The following is a 19,665-nucleotide window of genomic DNA, read 5'->3' as shown; positions in this document are numbered from 1 at the left end:
TTATGCAGTAGGGTCGCCCGCGTTCAGGTGCCTTCCAGGGGATTCGGGTGAAGCGAAGCGTTTTCTTCTGCAGTACGATGGTTTGCGCATTTTCGTTGCCGTGCATGGCGCATGCGGAATGGCAGGCGGTGGAAAAGGTCCGCACCTATGCGATCTCGGGGCAGACCGGCGCCGAGCTTTATGCGTCGATCGGCGAGCGGGGGCCAAAGGTCGGCGGGCTGGTTCGGGCCATCGCTCACACGGACTTCAAGCTGACCTGGACCCGGAAATACGAACCGCAAGGCAACGCCTGCACGCTCGTTTCGGCCAAGCCGAAGCTCATCATCACCTATACGCTGCCGAAGCCGTCGAAGCCGCTGCAGGGGGGCATGGTAGAGAACTGGGAAACCTTTTTCGCAGGCGTTCGCAAGCACGAGCTTGTTCACGGCGACTACATCAAGGATCTGGTGAAGGCGATCAAGACCACATCAGTCGGGCTCTCGGTAGACGCAGACCCCAACTGCCGCAAGATCAGGACTGAGCTGACGAGGCGGCTCGGCGAGCTGTCTGTTGCTCAACGCCAGAGAAGCCGGGACTTCGACCGCGTCGAACTCAGTGATGGCGGCAATATCCATCAACTCATACTCAATCTCGTCAATGGTGCCGGAAGCCGTTGACCGAGGCTCACGGGCATGCGCCATTTCGTGCGCCGCAACGGCATCCCCGACAATCTCTTGCCGGGGCGCATCTCGAAACTACACATGCCGCCCCATATCGCCCGGATGCCGGATATAGGAGACGAGTCAGCCGATTGCAAACCACGGTCAGCAAGCCTTGATCAAAAACACGCCTGCCGGAGCCGCCGTTATTCGCAACGTCTGCCGGTTCGTTTGCTATCGGCGGCTTACTTCATGAATTCTCTGATCTTGTAGGCGACCTCGGTGCGGTTGGTCGCGTTCAGCTTTTTCATGATGTTTCTGATGTGAACCTTCACGGTGCTTTCACACAGATCCATCTCATAGGCGATGATCTTGTTTGCCTTTCCACGGCGCAAGGCTTCGGCGACTTCGATTTCCCGAGGCGTGAACAGACTGTCGGAGCAACGGGCGCCATTCACGACCGAATTTATTGCCTCTCTCATCGTCAGGATACTGCTTGCCGGAACGAAGACGCCACCGGCGCGCGCCAGCGCAATCGCTTCGGCGGCGACATTGATGCCGACATTGCTTGGAATGTAGCCACGGGCACCGCATTCCAATGCCTTAAGAATTTGGCCGAGTTCATCCGTTTCGGCAACAACGATCACCGGGCTGTATTTGAACTTCTCAACCAGAGTTTCGATCTTTTCGCAGACGGCAAGGTCACCCACTTTGCCGCCGCCGACGATGAGAAGAACGGCGGAAGGGTCTGTCTGCAATTTGCGGCCGCGCCACTCGTCAAAGGATCCGACTGTGACGATCGTCAGGCCGGGGTCATAGCCCGTCAGGCTTTTCGACAGGCACTCCCGGTCGAGAGCACGAGGGTCGATGAGCAGGATGTAGTCGAGATCTTCCTCCTGATCGGTCATATCCGAACCCGCCAGACTTTGGGGCAGACGCTGTTCAAGCACGCTTGGGAGGGATGTTGGTCGCGTCGTGGAGGTTCTTGCAATTGTTGCTGTACGAATATCCATTGAATTTTCTCCTTTTTATTCTTATTTTGTTAGGTGTAAATATTCTAGATACAAGTATTGGTGTTGATATTCCCTCGGAGTCCTCTCGTATTTTCTTCTTATAATTTTGTAATCAGATCACATATATTGTCGGTGCGCATTAACACAGGTTAAAGCCCTCGCAATGAATCAACCGGGATTCGTGCTGAGATAGCCCGGATCGAAGTCCACCAATTCGGCCAGGCGTCTGCGATCGAGAAATTCGACGATGCCATTCCTGAACGACAGCAATCCCTTCAACCGCATCTCCTTCAGAACGCGATTGATGTGCACGGTCGACAAGCCGACGGCGTCGCCGATGTCGGACTGCGTCAGCGGGCAATCGAAACCGTCAAATCCCGGCCTGTCGGGTTTACCGGCGCGGACTGCGAGCTCGAGCAAGAGATGCCCGGTACGCTCCAGTGCGTCGCGACGTGCGATGTTTGCCAGCCGCTCGGTCATCCTGACCTGGCGCTTGAGCATCTCGTGCACGAAGTTCTGCTGGATTCTCTGCGACAGATTGGGGCCGCCGGTGCCGGGAGGCACCGCGAACTCGTAGACGGCAACGTCGGACAGCGCCTGGATTGTTTCCTGCGTCATTTCCGACGACAGGGTCCAGAGCATATCTCCGCGCAGCATGAAATCGATGACGATGCGGGTGCCATTTGCCAGAATCTTCCGGCTGACGCACCAGCCGGAGATGAAGAACAGGACGCATGATCGACCTTCGGGCTCGAATAGTATCGAGCCCGCCGGGAATACCCGTTTTCGCGCCACGGAGAGTTCGGACCTCTGCTGATCCGTGTCGAAACTCGACAATTCTCTAAACCGTGACGATCCTATAAATGCCCCAAGTTGCCCCACCATAAAGGCGCACTCTCTCTTCGGTCCATTCGATTGTACTTAAGTATATAGCAAACAACCGGCGGTTAGGAATATTACCCAAGAGGATTAGTAATGGCGGGAAATCACATCGATATGAGCTTAATCCGGCCGGGTGGGTACCGGTCCTAATTAGCTGAAGCATTTGGGTTTTGGACCACTAAGGTGCCGATAACCGCGCGATCAACACTGTGTGACCCGTTACGGTTAGAGACCGTGCGACAACGCATAGCCGGATAAGGCTCTGCCGCTTGGCACAACCACCGGCTGGATCGTCGGGCCTGCGCTGCGGTTTTGGTGCGCCTCCAGGCACTCTCGCAGCTGCGAGATGCCGTTGCGGGCTTGATTGAGTATCGAGGCATGGGCCGTGGGATCGATGCCCTTGCGGGCTGCCTCTTCAAGCAAGGAGGCCACATCGCGAGCGGAGATGTCGGGTCCGTTGGCAAAATACTCCGGTCGGCCAACGAACTGGAAGAAGCCTTCGACTTTCGCATCCCAGCCGAGACCGACCTGCGGCACGCCGAGGGAATAGGCGGCGATGCAGGCGTGAAGGCGATGCGCCAGTATCACCTGCGTCGATGCGATGATGTGGATCAGTTCCTCGGGCGTTTTGGGACGAGGGGCGAGGTAGAGATCACCGCTGTCGATGTGGTCGGCGAGACCGTCACCGCCGAGAATGCGCCGCGCAAAGGTCTGGTCTTCCTGGGCTCCATTGGTGAAGAGGCAAATCCGATATCCGGCATCGAGCATCAGGCCTAGCAACTGGTGATAGTCGTCGGCATGCCGAAAAGGAGTTCCAGCCGAGCCATGGCTGGAATGTCGGCGCAGAATGAGCGGGTCAGTGACGCAGATGCCGATTGCCCGGTCATCTGCCTTCAGTGGCTCGAGCGCGTGGTACGCGACGATTTCCCCGACGAGCAGCCCGGGATCGGGCAGTATCCGGGCGTGCGGGCCGGCTGGAAAGTGGGCGAGCCAGTTGCGGCCGGCGATCGTGTCACGAACCGAAACGTGGACGACCTGGCTCTCATCGATCATGCCGAAAAGCTGCCTTGCCTGCGACGACCAGTCCCGGCTGGTGCCGACGGCATAGACCGCCAGCGGCTTGCCGCTGCGGTTGACACAATCGAGTGCTGCGCCGACTTTCAGCGGGAAGTTCAGGTCGTCGTCCTGAAACAGGTTTCCCCCGCCGATGACGACCGCATCCGCGGCGTCAATCTCCTTTTGCCATTCGACCTGCAATCGACGGAGTGTCGGGCTAAGCGCCTGTCTTACGACCAGCCGACGCGCGAATGACGGCAGCGCTTGCAGTACCTTCAGCAACAGTCGGCGGCGCCCGCCACCGCCGGTGCCGAATGCCGTCCTGCCTGCGAGATCGATCGTCTTGACCTCCAATCCCTTGGCTCCACGCGCCAGCGCGGTCTCCAGGCACTGCGCCAGAATGCCGTCACCCAGGTTTTCGCTGTATTTGACGTTGAAGATGACAATTTTCATCGGGAGCCTCCCATGCGGCGCGGGCTTGTCACACCAACCAGTCGCGGTCGCGGCGCTTCTGCCTCGGCGATTTGCCGGCATGTCAGCGCCGACGCGCTGCCGGCGAGAATGTAGAACATCAGGCCCAGATCATAGACGGTGCCCGATACCAGAGCGGTGCTGAGGGCCGCGATAAAGCCGGCCTTTGCTGCCCGAAGCGCGGCAAGGCTTTCCGCCCGCCGCCCGGCGTCTGGTGCCGCGCGAGCGCACAGAATGGCCGCGACGAAGACCCAGAAGATGACGAGCCCAAGGACCCCGACATTCGAGAGCAGAACCAGTAGGTAGCTGGAGGCGCGGGCGCTCCCCAGGCCGGCCCCCATGCCGGAGGTGTTGACGAACGCCTCATAGGCTGCGGCGTTCCACATCGCGCGCTCGCGGCCGGACTGGCTGTCGGCCTTTGACAGCAGCATCTCATCGAGAAAATCGTAAACAGTCGACACCACCTCCGGGAACAAGTTGACGACCGTGAGGATGACGAGCGGTACGACCAGGAAAAGGGCGGCGAGAAACACCGGACGTCCGGGCTTTCTCCGTTCGAAGACCGTCACAATCGAACGTATCCAGAGAAACGGGAAGACCACGGCCAACCCGAGCAGTGCCGTGGCAGAAGTCGAAAACACCAGGCCGGCAAGCGAGGCGATCGCCAGGAGGGCTGTCGCCCGTGAGCGCACCCGGTCGAGCCAGAGGCTCGCGGTCGCGGCAAACAGGATCAAGGTGTAGTCGGCAAAGGCCGATGCCTCGGGGAACGATCCGGAAATCCGTTTCAACCCACCTTTTTCCACGGCGGTCAGAAGGGCGTAGTTGGCCGTCCGCACCACGCTCAGCAGATACTCGGTGCCGGAGAAATAAGTGAGAATGTCGGCCGCGGCGAAAGCGAGGTTGACGGTAGCGGCAATGAGGATGGCGTGGATGAGGTGCGACGGCGCGGCCGTCCGGCGCAGATAGGCATGGCAGAATCCGAAACAGGCAAGTCCGCCGAGTGCATAGACGGCCTGCGTTATGTTGTTGGACGAAAACCGCAGCGATGACAGCGATATGAAGCTTCTCGCACCAACAGATCGCTCGACCGTCATCACGTCGACGGCGCCCTGGAACAGGCGAGGCGACAGGATCGCCGTCAGCACGCCGAAAAGGGTGAGCACCATCAGCCAGAAGCCGGCACCGGCAGGCACGAAGGCCGCCAGCACCGGACCTTCGCCATAGGCCATCAGGACCCTGAGGCCGAAAAACAGCAGGAAAACATTTGGAACGAGGATGGATGCGCCGCCAAGTGCCGGAAGGCCGATGGCAGCGGCAGAGCCGAGAGCAGTTGAGACGACCATGAACGTCAACGCCCAGTGAATGGGCGCCATCAGCACGCCCAAACCCACAAGCACGGTAACGAAGCCGATCAGTTCAAAGCTCATGCCACCAGTTCCAGTTGCTGAAACGATCCTATCAAAGGGGGCATGTTGCGTATTTACGCCTCCGGCTAAGCCTTTCGCATAAAGCCCCGGCCTGAATCGGTAATGGACCCGCGGTAGCGCCCCGCGTTAGTTTGCACCATGACCCCATCTGTTCGCGAAGTTCGCCCGTATTGGGCATGCCGCCTGCCAGTTCGGCTTTTCGTCCGGCCTGTCGTCGGCTGCCTGTGGCTGATGATGCTTGTGTCGGCGACCCATGCCGATGGGTACACGGCCGGCGACACGGGCGACGAGCTTCCTGTCGACGACATGCCGCTGACCTTTGACGAGACCTTCGATGATCTGAGCGTGTCCGCCTGGGGGCCCGGCACCCGCTGGATCGCGCATACGCCGTGGTCGGGGGATTTTGGTGGCGCCCGCTTTGCCAACCCCGGTGAGCGCTCGCCGTTCAAGACTGAAAACGGCATTCTGAGGATCGAGGCCAAGCGCGACCCGGAAGGTGACTGGCAGTCAGGCCTGCTCGCCTCGGTGGACGCCAAGGGCAATGGCTTTGCCCAGCAATACGGCTATTTCGAAATGCGTGCGCGTTTGCCGGTCGGTCCGGGCGTATGGCCCGCATTCTGGCTGATCGGCAAGGACCGCTCGAAGTCGACGGCCGAGATAGACGTGATGGAATTCTACGGTGACAAGCCGGAAGGATACTCCTCTGTCATCCATGTCTGGCATCGCGATGACAAGGACGATTCCCAATTCAGTCGGATCGAGGTATTTCGCGACGCCGACCCCCAGGATTTTCATACCTATGGGGTGAAGATCGATTCCGAATTCATACGGATGTACTTTGACCGGAAACTCGTGTGGAAGGCCGAAACGCGGCCTGAGCACCGGCAGCCGATGTACGTGCTGCTCAACCTCGCGCTCGTCGAAAAAACCGCCGATCAGGCGCCGGATCCATCCCACATGTTCATCGATTATGTCAGGGCATACGACCTTCAATAGGCGCCCCTCGCCAGGTCGTTTTCACCGCGTTTGATCCGCCAGGGGTGGCGCGGCAGGCGACCTCGAAAAATCCTGCGAAAACAAAAAGATGGAACACGATTCCGGCCGCCGATCGGGCGCCTCGTCCGTGCATTGCCGTGGCTTCCATCCCCTTAAGGACTAAGCGGGCCTAACCCTTTTGATGGCGATGCGTCGGTGCGGCTATCCCAATGATCAGCTGTTCATTTTTCGCCACCATGGAATTCTGGCTGACGACGGCATTGCAGCAAAATTTGCGAGCCGCCCATTGCCGGGAGGGCGTTTGAGCCTTCCCGCCGGGCAGTGACGCGAGAGGGGCAGGCACAGGAGGCGAACGATGGCTGAGTTCCGATTTTCCGGCGCAGAAGATTCGGCGGTGAAGTCCGGGCGCGTGACTGGCCGCTCGCAGGAAACCGTGCACTACGACCCGGAGCACTCGGTTCATGCCGTCGTTCACCGGCACGCCCAGGCGGCTCCGCAGGCGACGGCAATCGTCTTCGACGACCACTCGATCAGCTATGGCGAGCTTGAGCTGATGTCCGATGCGCTTGCCACCTATCTGATCGATGCGGGCGTCACGAAGGGCGATATCGTCTGCCTCTTCGTCCCACGCTCCCTCGAAACGATCGTCGCCATGCTGGCCACCCTCAAGGTCGGCGCCGCCTATCTGCCGCTCGATACGACTTTTCCCGTCGATCATCTCGACTATGTCATCGGCGACTGCGAGCCCAAGGTGGTCTTCGTCGATACCTGCTCGCTTGCCACGATGCGCCTTGTGCCGAGCGTCAAGGGCACGATCGCCGATCTTCACGCGATCGTCGCCGATCTCGCGCAGCAAGCCGAGAGGAAGCCGTTCGAGCCAGTACCCTGCGAAGGCGGCGACATGGCATACGTCATGTACACGTCGGGTTCGACCGGTCGACCCAAGGGCGTCTCCATTCCGCATCGTGGCATTACCCGGCTCGCGCTCGATCAGAATTACGTGCAGATCGGCAGTGCCGACGTGATGTTGCACGCGGCAACAATCGCTTTCGATGCCTCCACGTTCGAGATTTGGACGACATTGACGAACGGTGGGACCATCGCCGGGTTGCCGGACGGAAATTTCTCGGTCGGCCGGCTTAGGGATGTCATCCGTGACAACGGCGTTACCTCCTCCTTGCTGACCACCGGCCTGTTCAACCTGCTCGCCGATTTCTCCTGCGGCGAACTGCCGACGTTGCGGCATATGATGTTCGGCGGCGAAGTCGCCTCTGCCGAGCACATCAAACGCTTTCAGAAGGCGCATCCGGACTGCCGACTGACAAACCTCTATGGGCCAACGGAAATCACTGTTCTGGCCACCGCCTTCGACATCCCCGCGGGGTTCGACGGCAAGGACGTGCCGATCGGCGGCGCCGTCAGCCACACCGGTATACTGATCGTCGACGAGGACCGTCGCCCGGTCGGGCGCGGCATAGAGGGAGAGCTTGTCCTCACCGGCGAGGGCGTCGCCATCGGCTATTTCCGACGCCCCGAGCTGACGGCAGAACGGTTCATCACCATCCGCACCGAACAGGGAGACGTGCGCGGCTATCTGACAGGCGATCTCGCGGTGCTCAGCGACGACGGCATCCTGCTTTTCCGGGGCAGGCGTGACCGGCAGATCAAGCTGAATGGCAAGCGCATCGAGCTTGACGAGATCGAGGCCGCCTTGCGTCGCGATCCGCGGCTCGCCGACGGTGTCGTCATCTGCCAGAATCTGGATCAGTCGCACAAGCGCATCGTTGGTTACCTGTGCCCACGTGAGGGCACCCGCGCAGACGACGCCGAGCTGATCCGCGACGTGATGGAGAGACTGCGCAACAGCCTGCCCGCCTACATGATCCCGAGCGCGGTGATCGTGCTTGACGAATTGCCATTGCATCAATCGGGCAAGGTCGACCGCGCCAGGCTTCCGCTGCCGGTGGATGCGTTGCCGGCCGAGAACGCGCCAGTCGCCAGTCGGACCGAGGCACTCTTGCAAGACCTCTGGCGCAACGTGCTCAGCCAGCAGGCCGTAGAGCTTGATCGCAATTTCTTCGATCTCGGCGGCACGTCGCTGCAGCTGATGCGGGTGCATGCGGCGCTGGAGGTCAACCTCAGCCGGTCGATCGATGTCGTTGCCCTGTTCAAGCACCCGACCATTCACGAGTTGGCGGACTTCCTCGATGGAAAGTCGTCGGCCAGTGCCCGAGCGATGACGGCGGCCGAACGTGCGGCGCTGCAAAAGAAGAACATCTCCCACTTCCGCAGGAGCGCTTCATGACCGTTTTCAACGATGCAGACGACGCCCGCGGCTCGGATCGCAATGACCAGGACGTGACCGGCATTGCGATCATCGGCATGTCCGGTCGGTTCCCGGGCGCTCCGTCGGTGGAGGCGCTTTGGGATCTCGTCTGTGAGGGGCGGGATGCCTTTTTGAAACTGAGGCCGGACGAGATCGAAGACGCATTCACTGACGAGGAACGTGCTGCCGCAAACTACGTTCCAGCCCGGCCGCAGCTCCCGGATGTCGACATGTTCGACGCCGAGTTCTTCGGCATGTTCCCGCGGGAAGCGGCGGTCACCGATCCGCAGCACCGCGTCTTTCTCGAGGTCTGCTGGGAAGCGCTCGAGCGGGCCGGGTACGATCCTCACCGCTATCCCGGCCTGGTCGGCGTCTTCGCAGGCGCCTCGATGCCCACCTATCTCATCAACAATGTCCTGGGTGAGCGGGCGAAGGTCGAGGAGTTCACCTCCAACTACCAGATCGGTTGCTTCCAGCAGATCGTCGGTTCAGTGACGGACGTTCTAGCGACCCGCATCGCCTATAAGTTCAACCTGCGCGGACCGGCGATCGCCATCCAGTCGGCCTGCTCAACGTCGCTGCTGGCCGTGTCGCAGGCCTGCCAGAACCTGCTGACCTACAGCTGCGACATGGCCCTTGCCGGTGGTGTATCGATCACGATCCCGCAACGGCGTGGCTATATCTACCAGGAGGGCGGCATGGTTTCGCCCGATGGCGTCTGCCGGCCGTTCGACGAACAGGCGGCTGGAACGGTTTTCGGCAGCGGCGCGGGCATCGTGCTGTTGAAGCGGTTGGAAGACGCGCTGAGGGATGGCGACAGGATCTTCGCGGTCATTCGCGGCTACGGCATCAACAACGACGGTTCGGACAAGATCGGGTTTACCGCGCCAAGCGTCGAGGGGCAGGCGGACGCGATTTCGTCTGCTCTGGCAAACGGGGGGGTCGATCCTTCGACGATCGGTTATGTCGAATGCCACGGCACCGCGACCCCGCTTGGTGACCCGATCGAGTTCGGCGGATTGCGCAGCGCCTTTGCCGAGGCAGGCGACAAGCGGCAGCTTTGTGCCCTGGGCTCGGTCAAGGGCAATGTCGGTCACCTCGATGCCGCTGCCGGCGTCAGCGGGCTGATCAAGACTGCGCTGGCGCTCTATCACGCCAAGATACCGGGAATGGCGAATTATCAGCGGCCGAACCCGCGCATCAATCTCGACGACAGTCCCTTCTATATTCCCGCCAGCACCACCGACTGGCCGGCCACCGAAGGTCCGCGCCGCGCCGGCGTCAGCTCGTTCGGCGTCGGCGGCACCAATGTGCATCTCGTGCTGGAGCAGGCGCCCGCGTCGCAGGGCAATGTCGACGACGTGGCGCGGGGGCCTCACATTCTGCCGCTGTCTGCCCGCAACGAGGCAGCACTTGCGGCCATGCGGGCGAACCTGCGCGATCACCTGCAGGCGAACCCTGCTTTGCCACTGTCGCAGGTCGCGCACACGCTGCAGACCGGTCGGCGCGCTTTCAGCCATCGCACCGCCATAGCTGCCAACGATATCGAGCAGGCGATTGAGCGCCTCGGCAGCGAGCGCGTAGCAAGTGGCGTTGCCACCGAAAGGCCGCCGATCGCCTTCATGTTCCCCGGCCAGGGCTCGCAATATGTCGGCATGGGCGCGGCACTCTACAGCCGCGAACCGGAATTCACCCGCTGGATTGACAGGGGCACGGAGCTGCTCCGGGCACCTTTAAAAACCGACTTGCGCGATTTCATCTGCCACAGCGGCACGGTGAGCCAGGCCATGGCCGACGAACAGCGCGAGACGCGCATCGCGCAGCCGTGCCTCTATCTCGTCGAATATGCGCTCGCGCGGTTATGGATGAGCCGCGGCTTGAAACCCGATGTCATGATCGGTCACAGCGTTGGCGAATTCGTCGCCGCGACGCTTGCCAACGTCATTTCCTTCGAGGACGGATTGCGGCTCGTGACCGCGCGCGGCCGCTTGATGCAGTCGCAGCCCCAGGGCGCGATGGTTTCCGTGCGGGCGGATGTGGAGACAGTCTCAGCCTATCTTGGCGACGAGGTCGAAATCGCTGCGGTCAACGCCCCGAAACTCTGCGTGATCTCCGGAACCTTCGCTGCCGTCGATGCTGCGTGCGCTGCGATGGAGCGCGCCGGCATCGCCTTCAGCCGGCTTCACACCTCGCATGCGTTTCATTCCGCCATGATGGACGGCGTTACCGAAGCCCTGCGCGAAGAGACGGCAAAGGTCACCTACGGCACTGCCATAACGCCGTATATCTCGTGCGTCACCGGCCAATGGCAGACGATCGAACAGGGCATGTCGCCTGACTACTGGGCGAAGCATTGCCGCGCCGCCGTCCGGTTTTCCGACGGGTTGGCGACCCTTTGCGACGGGCGCAAGCCCGTCCTGCTGGAGGTCGGCCCCGGTCGCACCCTGTCGGTCTTTGCGGCCCAGACGCTCAGCCGCGATGCGGTCACTGCCGTCGTCCAGTCGCTGCCGGAACATGATCGCGCGCATGCCGCCGGTGAAACCCTCGCCGAGGCCCACGGCAAGCTCTGGATGTCGGGCTGCGACCTCAACTGGCCGACGTCGTCCGCGAGCAAAACCCCGCTCATTCTGCCGACCTATCCGTTCCAGCGGCAGCGCCACTGGATTGACGCTCCTGCCTCCGCACGGCGCGGCGAAGGCCGGCCGGCATCGTCGGCCGAGCAGCTCCCTGCCGCCGAGCCATCTTCCACCGACACTCAAGCGCAACCGTTTGACGGGATCAAAATCATGAATGTTGCCACACCAGTTGCTGCTGCCAGCCGTATCCCTGCCTTGCAAACCTCCCTCATCACCCTGCTCAGCGACATGTCGGGGGAGGCGCTCGGACCGGGCGAGGCGGGTGCGACATTCTTGGAGCTCGGCTTTGACTCGCTCTTCATCGGCCAGTTCGCGCAAAGGATCGAGAAAGACTACAAGATCAAGCTCTCGTTCCGGGAGCTGCTGAGCAACATTCCCAGCATCCAGGATCTGGCCGCGCATCTCGACCGGCAGCTGCCGCCCGAGCCGCAGCAGGCGCCGGCATCCGCACCGGTGGCCCTGCCGTCGCTCGCAGTCGCCGCGGCGCCCGCCGTCGCAGCGCAGGCGGCCCTGCCGCTTACCGTTGCCCCCGTCACCACAGCCGCGACTGTTGCCGGCATCGAGTCCGTCCTCCAGTCGCAATTGCAGATGCTGCAGACGATCGTTACGCAGCAGTTGCAGGTGCTCCAGGCGACAGGTTCCGTCGCAGCCCCTTCCGCACAGTCGACCATTGTTGCGGCGGCGATCGCCCCTCCGATCGCGACGATTGAGCCGCAGCTGGTATCGAAGATTGAGGTCGATCGCACCGCCGATCGCGAAATCGGAGCGGAGCGCATCAAGCTCTACCGTCCCGGCGCCAAGAGCCTTTCGACCGAGATGACCCCACAGAAGCAGGCGTTCGTCGCCGACTTGATCGCCGCCTACGAGGCACGGAACGGGAAATCGAAGAGCTTCACCGGCCAGAACCGGAAGTGGCTCGCCGATCCGCGCACCGCTGCCGGTTTCCGCCAGGACTGGAAGGAGATGGTCTTCCCCGTCGTTTCCGATCGTTCGAAGGGATCGCGCATCTGGGACGTCGACGGCAATGAATATATCGATCTGGTCAACGGCATGGGTCAGACGGCCTTCGGCCATGCGCCGGATTTCGTCGTCGAGGCGGTGAAGGCGCAGGCCGACGCCGGATTTGCCATCGGCCCGCAGACGCCGCTTGCCGGCGAAGTCGCGGAACTGATCGCAGAGATGACCGGGCACGAACGCGTGACCTTCTGCAACACCGGCTCGGAGGCCGTCATGGCGGCCATGCGGGTGGCGCGCACGGTGACCGGCCGGGATCGGATCGTGATTTTCGGCAACGACTATCACGGGCAGTTCGACGAGGTGCTGGTCAAGGGCCGGAACCGGGCTGGTGCGCCGGTCGCGATACCGGTCGCCGCCGGCATCCCTGCCGCCTCCGTCGCCAACATGACGGTTCTTCGCTACGGCGATCCGGAAAGTCTTGACTGGATCAAGGCCAATGCCGGCGATATCGCCGCGGTGATCATCGAGCCGGTCCAGAGCCGTCATCCGGAATTACGGCCGGTCGAGTTTGTGCGCGAGCTGCGTGCTATTGCCACGAAATCCGAATTCGCGCTGGTTTTCGACGAGGTCGTCACCGGCTTCCGCGTCGATCCCGGTGGCATGCAGGCCGTCTGGGGCATCAAGGGCGACATGGCGACCTATGGCAAGGTCATCGGCGGCGGCATGCCGATCGGCGTGCTGGTGGGCGACAGCCGCTTCATGGATGCACTCGACGGCGGATGCTGGAATTATGGCGACGATAGCGTTCCGATGACCGCGCCGACCTTCTTTGCCGGGACCTTCGTGCGCCATCCGCTCGTGCTTGCGGCGGCGCGGGCCGTTCTTCAGCACATCAGGGGCGAGGGCGCCGCACTCTATGGCGCCGTCGCCGATCGCACGCAGGCTCTGGTCGCCGAGATCAATGCGGATCTCGCCCGGCGCGGTATCGCCAAGACCATCAACAGCTACAAGAGCTGGTTCTTTGCCGACTTCGGCAGCGACGATCCGCTGGGCTCGCTCCTCTATGCCAAGATGCGCATGCAGGGTATTCATATCCAGGACGGCTATCCCTGCTTCCTGACGACCGCCCACAGCGAGGCGGATTTCCAGGCGATCGCTGCCGCCTTCCGCACCAGTCTTGATGCGTTCCAATCGGTCGGCATCCTCGGCACGCAACGCCAGGCAGAGGATATCGCGCCGGAGCCTGCTGATGTGGCAACTGCCCGACCGTCAACGGCGCCGCTGACGGAAGCGCAAAAGGAAATCTGGTTGGCCGCCCAGGTCGGCGATGAAGCCTCCTGCTCCTTCAACGAGTCCTTCACGATGGTTCTGGACGGGCCGCTGGATCGCGAACGCTTGGGCCGGGCGCTTGATGCCGTAGTCGCACGCCATGATGCGCTGCAGATCCGGTTCGGCCGGGCGGGGGATCATTTCGAGTTCATTCCCGATTTCGTGCTCGATGTCGCCGATATCGACCTTGCCGGCGAGAACGATGCCGAGGCGCTGTTGCAGCAATTGATCGACGAAGATGCGCGCACTCCCTTCGATCTTGCCGATGGGCCACTCGTTCGGGCTTCCATCGTCAGGATGACTCCCGACAGTCACCGCCTGGTCTTCACCGCACACCACATCATCTGCGATGGCTGGTCGATCAATGTGCTGATCGAAGAGCTTGCCGCGACCTATTCCGCCTTGATGCGCAACGCCGAGGCCGGGCTCACGACGCCACTCTCCTTTGCCACCTACGCGACCGATCTTGCTCCCAATGCGGATATATCGAACGCGACCGAACAATTCTGGCTCGACCAATACAAGGACGTCCCCGATCTGCCGGAAATGCCGCTGGACCGGCCGCGGTCGGATCGCCGCAGCTTTGCCGGCGGCACCGTCACCGGAAGCATCGAGGCGGAAACCTACAAAGCCCTGAAGAAGGCAGGTGCAAAGTCCGGCGCGACCTTGTTTTCGACGTTGCTGGCGGCGCTGCAAATCATGATCTCCCGCCTCTCCGGACAGGACGACATCGTCGTCGCCGTGCCTTCGGCCGGGCAGAGCCTGCTCGACGGCCAGACGCTCGTCGGCCATTGCGTCAACCTCCTGCCGCTTCGCCAGACGGTCTCGTCGGACAAGCGCTTCGACGAGCATCTCAAGGCGACGCAGCAGCTTGTGCTCGGTGCGTTCGAGCACCAGGATTACACCTACGGCACGCTCGTCCGTAAGCTCGGCGTCAAGCGTGACACGCACCGCTTGCCGCTGACCGAGATCCAGTTCAACCTCGAGCGGGTTCCTGACAATCTGGAGTTCGGCGGGCTGCAGACGAAGATCGCGTCGAACGCCAAGGCCTTCTCCAACTTCGATATGTTCTTCAACCTGACCGAAAGCCCCAACGGCGTTCGCATCGATGTCGACTACAATGCCGAGGTCTTCGAGCGCAGCACGATCGAGCGCTGGATCGGCCATTTCGCGACACTGGTTGCGGCGCTGGCAGCCGACATCACCCGGCCGATCCACGATCTGCCGCTCCTGTCTGCGGCCGAACAGGCCTGGCTTGCCGAGGGCCTCAACGACATGGCCGCCGACTACGATCGCGACGCATTCGTCTTCTCGCTGTTTGCCCAAAAGGCGGCCGAGCAGCCTTCCGCGATTGCCGTCGAACTCGACGGCAAGACGATGACCTATGGCGAGCTTGAAGGGCGATCCAACCAGTTGGCTTGCCAAATCCAGAAGACCGTCCCGGAGCCGGGCCAGCGCATCGCCCTTCTCGCCGAACGGTCGCTTGAAATGGTGATCGCCCTGCTGGCGATCATGAAATCGGGACATGCCTATGTGCCGCTCGACCCTGCCCATCCTGAGACCCGCCTGTCGCAAACCCTTGAGGTTGCGCGCGTTGCCGGCATGATCTGCGATAGCGACCGGGCAGAGGGACTGGCCGGCAAGGACGTCGCGATCATCCGCATCGATAGCGACGTCGACACGACCGGCGCGGCAACTGCACTGCCGAAGGTCCCCACGGACGCGGCGACGCCGGCCTACATCATCTTCACGTCGGGATCGACCGGCGCACCGAAGGGGGTCGAAGTCTCCCATCGCGCCCTGGTCAACTTCCTCACGTCGATGGCGCGGGAGCCGGGGCTTGACGATCGCGATACGATCGTCGCGGTGACGACGATCTCCTTCGACATAGCCGGCCTTGAACTCTACCTGCCGCTGATCACAGGCGCGAAGGTGGTGCTTGCCGGCCGGCACACGGTGCGCGACGGTTTTGCTCTGGTGCGGCTCGTCGAAAGCTGCGGTGCGACCGTGCTTCAGGCGACGCCGACACTCTGGCAGATGCTGGTCGAAGCCGGCCTCAGCCGCTCGAACCTCAAGATGCTGTGCGGCGGCGAGCCGCTTCCCAAGGCGCTCGCCTCTTCATTGCTCGGCCTCGGGGGCGAGCTGTGGAACATGTACGGCCCGACCGAGACGACGATCTGGTCGTCGGTACAGCGGATCGAGGATGGCGAAAAGCCGATCACCATCGGCCATCCCATCGCCAACACGCAGCTCCTCATCCTCGACGGGGCCAACCGCGTCGCCGCGATCGGCGTCACGGGCGAACTGCATATCGGCGGTGAGGGCCTTGCCAACGGTTACTTCGCCCGCCCGGATCTGACCGAGAAGGCCTTCGTCGATATCGACATCGGCACGGGAACGGTTCAGCGTCTTTACAAGACCGGGGACGTCGGTCGGCGGCTCGCGGATGGTTCGCTACAATTGCTCGGCCGGCGCGACCAGCAGATCAAGCTGCGCGGTTTCCGCATCGAGCTTGGCGATATCGAGGCTGCGATTTCCAGCGCCGCCGGCGTTCGCCAATGCGCCGTCGTCGCCGCCCCGAACAGCAATGGCGACAAGCAGCTGGTCTGCTATGTCATCCCGGAAGACCAGAGCAGCAAACCCTCGACATCCATGCTTGTCACCCATGCGGAGGCCAACCTGCCGCCGCATATGGTCCCCGGTTTCTGGGTGCTTGAGGAGGCTCTCCCCCAGACGGCCAACGGCAAGCTTGACCGCAAGACGCTCGAACAGCGTGGTTTGCCGCAACGCGAGACCACGGCCATCAGGGTGCCGCCGCGCACCGCCATGGAAACGCAGCTTTGCGAGATCTGGCGCGAGGTTCTGAACGCGCAGGAGATCGGCGTCGAGGACAACCTCTACGCGCTCGGCGCGGATTCGCTGATCATCTTCCGCATCGCCGCCCGCATGCTCGACAGCGGTCTGCGCCTGGAGGCCAAACATCTGATGATGCATCCCTCCATCGCAGAACTCGCCACCTTTGCCGAGACACGCGACGACATCGATCCGAACGGCACCCAGCCGCAGGTCCCTTCGCTGAGAGATTTCCGCAATGGCGCGCGGCGCCGGTTTGAGCAGGTATCAAGAGTATGAAAGAGACAAGCAACACTGCACCTGTCGCCGAACCCACCGTGATTGCGGAGTTCCCCTGTTCCCAGACCCAGTTGCGCTGCTGGATCCTCGACCAGCTGAAGCCAGGCAATCCGGCGCTCAACGTCGCAGTCCGATGGGAGATCCGAGGCGCATTCCGATCCTCGACGTTGGAGGCCGCCTTTCGTACAGTCATCCAGCGTCATGAGGCCCTTCGCACCCGGTTCGTCGAAGTCGGCGGTAGGCCCTGCCAGCAGGTGGTCGACCAAGTCGACTTCAGGATGTCGGTCATCGACCTGCGAAACGTACCTGCCGATCAGCGCGATCAGCGTATCCTCTCGATCGGTGAGGAGACCGCGCGCGCGCCGTTCGACCTCAGAAGTCCCTACCTCTTCCGCGTTTCGCTGCTGATGGTCGAGAACGAGCGGGGCTTTCTACTGATCACCGCCCACCAGAGCTGCTTTGATGGCTGGTCGATCCGCGTGCTTGGCCGCGAGGTCGGCGAGATCGCGGCGGCGCTTGATGCCGGCCGGCAGCCGGCTGTTCCGGACCTGCCGTTGCAATACGGCGATTTCTCGCTGTGGCAGCAGGAGTATCTGAACAGCTACGGTTTCGAGACCGAGAAGTCATTCTGGCGCGAACAGCTGACCGGAGCGCCCTATTTCGAAGTTATTCCCGACACGCCGCGCGGACCGGTCAAGACCAGCCGCGGCAATATCCTGTCCGTCAACAACCCGAGCGAGTTCAGCGAGCGGATCGACGCCGCCGCCCGCGCGCATAGGGTCTCGCTCTACAGTTTCGGGGCTGCCGTCGTCAGCGCGTTGCTGCATCGCTATACCGGACATGACACCGTCATGTTCGGCTCACAGGTCGCCGGGCGCGACGAGACGGATCTGGAGAACCTTATCGGGGTCTTCATCAACAATGTTGTTCTGCGGTTCGACATGGCCGGTGACATTTCCTTTGCCGAGCATGTGCGTTTAGCAACCGCAACGGTGACGGCTGCCCTCAACCATCACAGAATGCCGTTCAACAAACTGGTCGAACTGGTCAATCCGGTGCGCGATCCCTCGCGCAACCCGCTGATCTCGGTCAACTTCAACCTGCAGAAGGCGTTCCTGGAAGACCATCAGTATGGAGGTTTCGAGCTGCTCAGCGCGCCGTCGCAATCGCCGGGTGTCATCTACGATCTGAGCTTCATCATGATCGGCAGGCCGAGCGGATGGCGCATGTCGATCGAATACAATGCCGACCTGTTTGAAAAGAGCACGATCGAATCTCTTCTGCGGCTTTGGCAGGAGGCCTATGAAGCGGCGCTGGAACGGCCCTCGGCGCCCCTTTCCTCACTGGTCATCCCTCCGAGGGAGATCAAGGCGCTGCGAGTGGAGACGGGGCCGGCAACGGCGATCGAACTGATGCTTGCGGCCCATCCATCCGTCGGTTCGGCCGTGGTGCTGGTCGAAGGCGATGGCAAGCGCGTGCATGCTTTCGTCACGCCGGCGCCGACGATCACCGAACCGCTCGATCGCCTGCCTGATGGCCTGATGGAGTATCTGAGCCGGCAGCTGTCGCAATCCGCGATGCCGGGTGGTGTCAGCGTGCTTCTCAATTTTCCGCGCGATGCCAGCGGCACCATCGATCGAACCGCGTTGCGGATACCGGCGCCGCCGACCATCCTCGCCAAGGCTGTGGCCGATCGCGTTGAACCAACAGATGTCTCGGCACCAGTACCGGCGGCGCGAACCGACCAGACCAAGGCTCTTGCTGCGATCTGGGCAGAGGTGCTCGGCGTCCCGACGGTCGCGCCCGGCGACAACTTCTTCGCGCTCGGCGGTCACTCGCTGCTGGCTTTGCGCATGCTCTCCGGCGCCAGATCGAAGCTTGGGGCAAAGGCCGACCTGGAGCTGCTCTTCAAGCAGCCGACATTCGGGGGCTTTTCCACTGCGCTGTTTGGCGAAGCGCAGCCGAGCGGCACCGATCTGGAACCCGCAAGCGCCAATCCCTGGAGCGTGGGGGCTTGCGGGCGCACCGACGCGCCCTATACGCTCTACACGCTCAATCATCCGTTCCTCTACTACCGGCTTGCGACCGATCTTGGCGATGCCGTCTCGGTCTATAACGCCAACATGTTCCATGCGGATCTCACCGGCGATCTCGCTTCCATGTCGCTTGAAGAGATCGCCGGGCATGCCGTCGACAGCATGGGCGCAGATATTCTGAAAGGCCCGGTCGGCGTGATGGGGCTCTGCGTCAATGGCGTGCTGGCGGTCGAAATTGCCCGCCAGCTGCGCGAGCGCGGCGCCGATCTTCGCTTCACGGCGGTCATCGATGCCTGGGCACCGGGCTATGTCAAGTCGCAGCCCCGGCTCCGGCGCCTTCGCTGGAACAGCGAGCGCCGCGTGAAGCGCATAGGCTACTTCACCCGCAAGCTCTTTTCCGGTCGCATCAGCTTCATCGACTATCTCAGGGAGTTCAACTTCACGCTTGCCCTGCTCAAACATCTGGGCCTGCGGGCGGGGACCTATTCCCAGGAAGAAGCCGTCAATGCCGACGTTACCGACCTGCTGGTCAATGCGGCCCGTCAGTATCGTCCGCCATCGACGAACGAAAAGTCGGTGCTTTTGTTCCGCAGCGAAGCCACCCATCGCCGCGCGCGCAAGCTGCTCTTCGGCTGGGGTGGTGCAATCACCGCGGACAGCGAGGTTTTCGACCTCGAGGGCTGGCACGAGGATAGCCTCAACAGCAACAGCATTCAGGCCCTGGCGACCATCGTCATCAACAGGTTCCGCTCCGACGAGAGCTGAA

At 62.1% G+C, this 19,665-nt stretch carries 9 protein-coding genes; 5 read left to right on the top strand and 4 right to left on the bottom strand.

The window, feature by feature from the left end:
* The first annotated feature begins 77 nt into the window (after positions 1-77).
* Positions 78-656: a DUF922 domain-containing Zn-dependent protease gene (locus tag J3R84_RS27290; protein WP_203528825.1), complete on the top strand. Its 579-nt coding sequence runs from the start codon at positions 78-80 to the stop codon at positions 654-656.
* 227 nt (positions 657-883) lie between these two features.
* Here the strand turns inward: J3R84_RS27290 and J3R84_RS27285 are convergent, their stop codons facing one another.
* From J3R84_RS27285 to J3R84_RS27270, 4 genes are all read right to left on the bottom strand, one after another.
* A complete protein-coding gene (locus tag J3R84_RS27285; protein WP_025428340.1) occupies positions 884-1,546 on the bottom strand; it encodes a response regulator transcription factor in 663 nt (220 codons plus the stop codon).
* Between the two features lie 273 nt (positions 1,547-1,819).
* On the bottom strand, positions 1,820-2,446 hold the full coding sequence (locus J3R84_RS27280) for a Crp/Fnr family transcriptional regulator (protein WP_239637586.1): 627 nt from the start codon (positions 2,444-2,446) through the stop codon (positions 1,820-1,822).
* 312 nt (positions 2,447-2,758) lie between these two features.
* Positions 2,759-4,042 (bottom strand): polysaccharide pyruvyl transferase family protein, encoded by a 1,284-nt coding sequence (locus tag J3R84_RS27275; protein ID WP_203528782.1) that lies wholly within the window; start codon positions 4,040-4,042, stop codon positions 2,759-2,761.
* Entirely contained in the window at positions 4,039-5,487 is a 1,449-nt protein-coding gene (locus tag J3R84_RS27270; protein WP_225906403.1) for a hypothetical protein, read from the bottom strand. The genes J3R84_RS27275 and J3R84_RS27270 overlap by 4 nt, the downstream gene beginning before the upstream one ends.
* A gap of 138 nt (positions 5,488-5,625) precedes the next feature.
* Between J3R84_RS27270 and J3R84_RS27265 the strand changes: the two genes are divergently transcribed.
* The 4 genes from J3R84_RS27265 to J3R84_RS27250 all read left to right on the top strand — a co-directional run bounded on the left by J3R84_RS27265 (position 5,626) and on the right by J3R84_RS27250 (position 19,664).
* Entirely contained in the window at positions 5,626-6,483 is an 858-nt protein-coding gene (locus J3R84_RS27265) for a glycoside hydrolase family 16 protein (protein ID WP_225906404.1), read from the top strand.
* Positions 6,484-6,838: 355 nt separating this feature from the next.
* Positions 6,839-8,788, top strand: a complete 1,950-nt coding sequence (locus J3R84_RS27260) for a non-ribosomal peptide synthetase (RefSeq protein WP_203528784.1) — start codon at positions 6,839-6,841, stop codon at positions 8,786-8,788.
* Complete coding sequence (locus J3R84_RS27255; protein ID WP_203528786.1) at positions 8,785-16,863, top strand: non-ribosomal peptide synthetase/type I polyketide synthase; 8,079 nt, start codon at positions 8,785-8,787, stop codon at positions 16,861-16,863. Before J3R84_RS27260 ends, J3R84_RS27255 begins: the two co-directional genes overlap by 4 nt.
* Positions 16,860-19,664 (top strand): condensation domain-containing protein, encoded by a 2,805-nt coding sequence (locus J3R84_RS27250; protein WP_203528788.1) that lies wholly within the window; start codon positions 16,860-16,862, stop codon positions 19,662-19,664. Before J3R84_RS27255 ends, J3R84_RS27250 begins: the two co-directional genes overlap by 4 nt.
* Position 19,665 lies beyond the last annotated feature (1 nt).

The sequence above is a fragment of the Ensifer canadensis genome (assembly GCF_017488845.2).
GTDB lineage: Bacteria > Pseudomonadota > Alphaproteobacteria > Rhizobiales > Rhizobiaceae > Ensifer > Ensifer canadensis.
Note: the sequence above shows the minus strand (reverse complement) of the source record. Positions and strands in the feature narration are given on the sequence as shown.

Coding starts and splice junctions, on each gene's coding strand:
- J3R84_RS27290 (WP_203528825.1), top strand. CDS start 78: ATGGTTTGCGCATTTTCGTTGCCGTGCATGGCGCATGCGGAATGGCAG.
- J3R84_RS27285 (WP_025428340.1), bottom strand. CDS start 1,546: ATGACCGATCAGGAGGAAGATCTCGACTACATCCTGCTCATCGACCCT.
- J3R84_RS27275 (WP_203528782.1), bottom strand. CDS start 4,042: ATGAAAATTGTCATCTTCAACGTCAAATACAGCGAAAACCTGGGTGAC.
- J3R84_RS27270 (WP_225906403.1), bottom strand. CDS start 5,487: ATGAGCTTTGAACTGATCGGCTTCGTTACCGTGCTTGTGGGTTTGGGC.
- J3R84_RS27265 (WP_225906404.1), top strand. CDS start 5,626: ATGACCCCATCTGTTCGCGAAGTTCGCCCGTATTGGGCATGCCGCCTG.
- J3R84_RS27260 (WP_203528784.1), top strand. CDS start 6,839: ATGGCTGAGTTCCGATTTTCCGGCGCAGAAGATTCGGCGGTGAAGTCC.
- J3R84_RS27255 (WP_203528786.1), top strand. CDS start 8,785: ATGACCGTTTTCAACGATGCAGACGACGCCCGCGGCTCGGATCGCAAT.
- J3R84_RS27250 (WP_203528788.1), top strand. CDS start 16,860: ATGAAAGAGACAAGCAACACTGCACCTGTCGCCGAACCCACCGTGATT.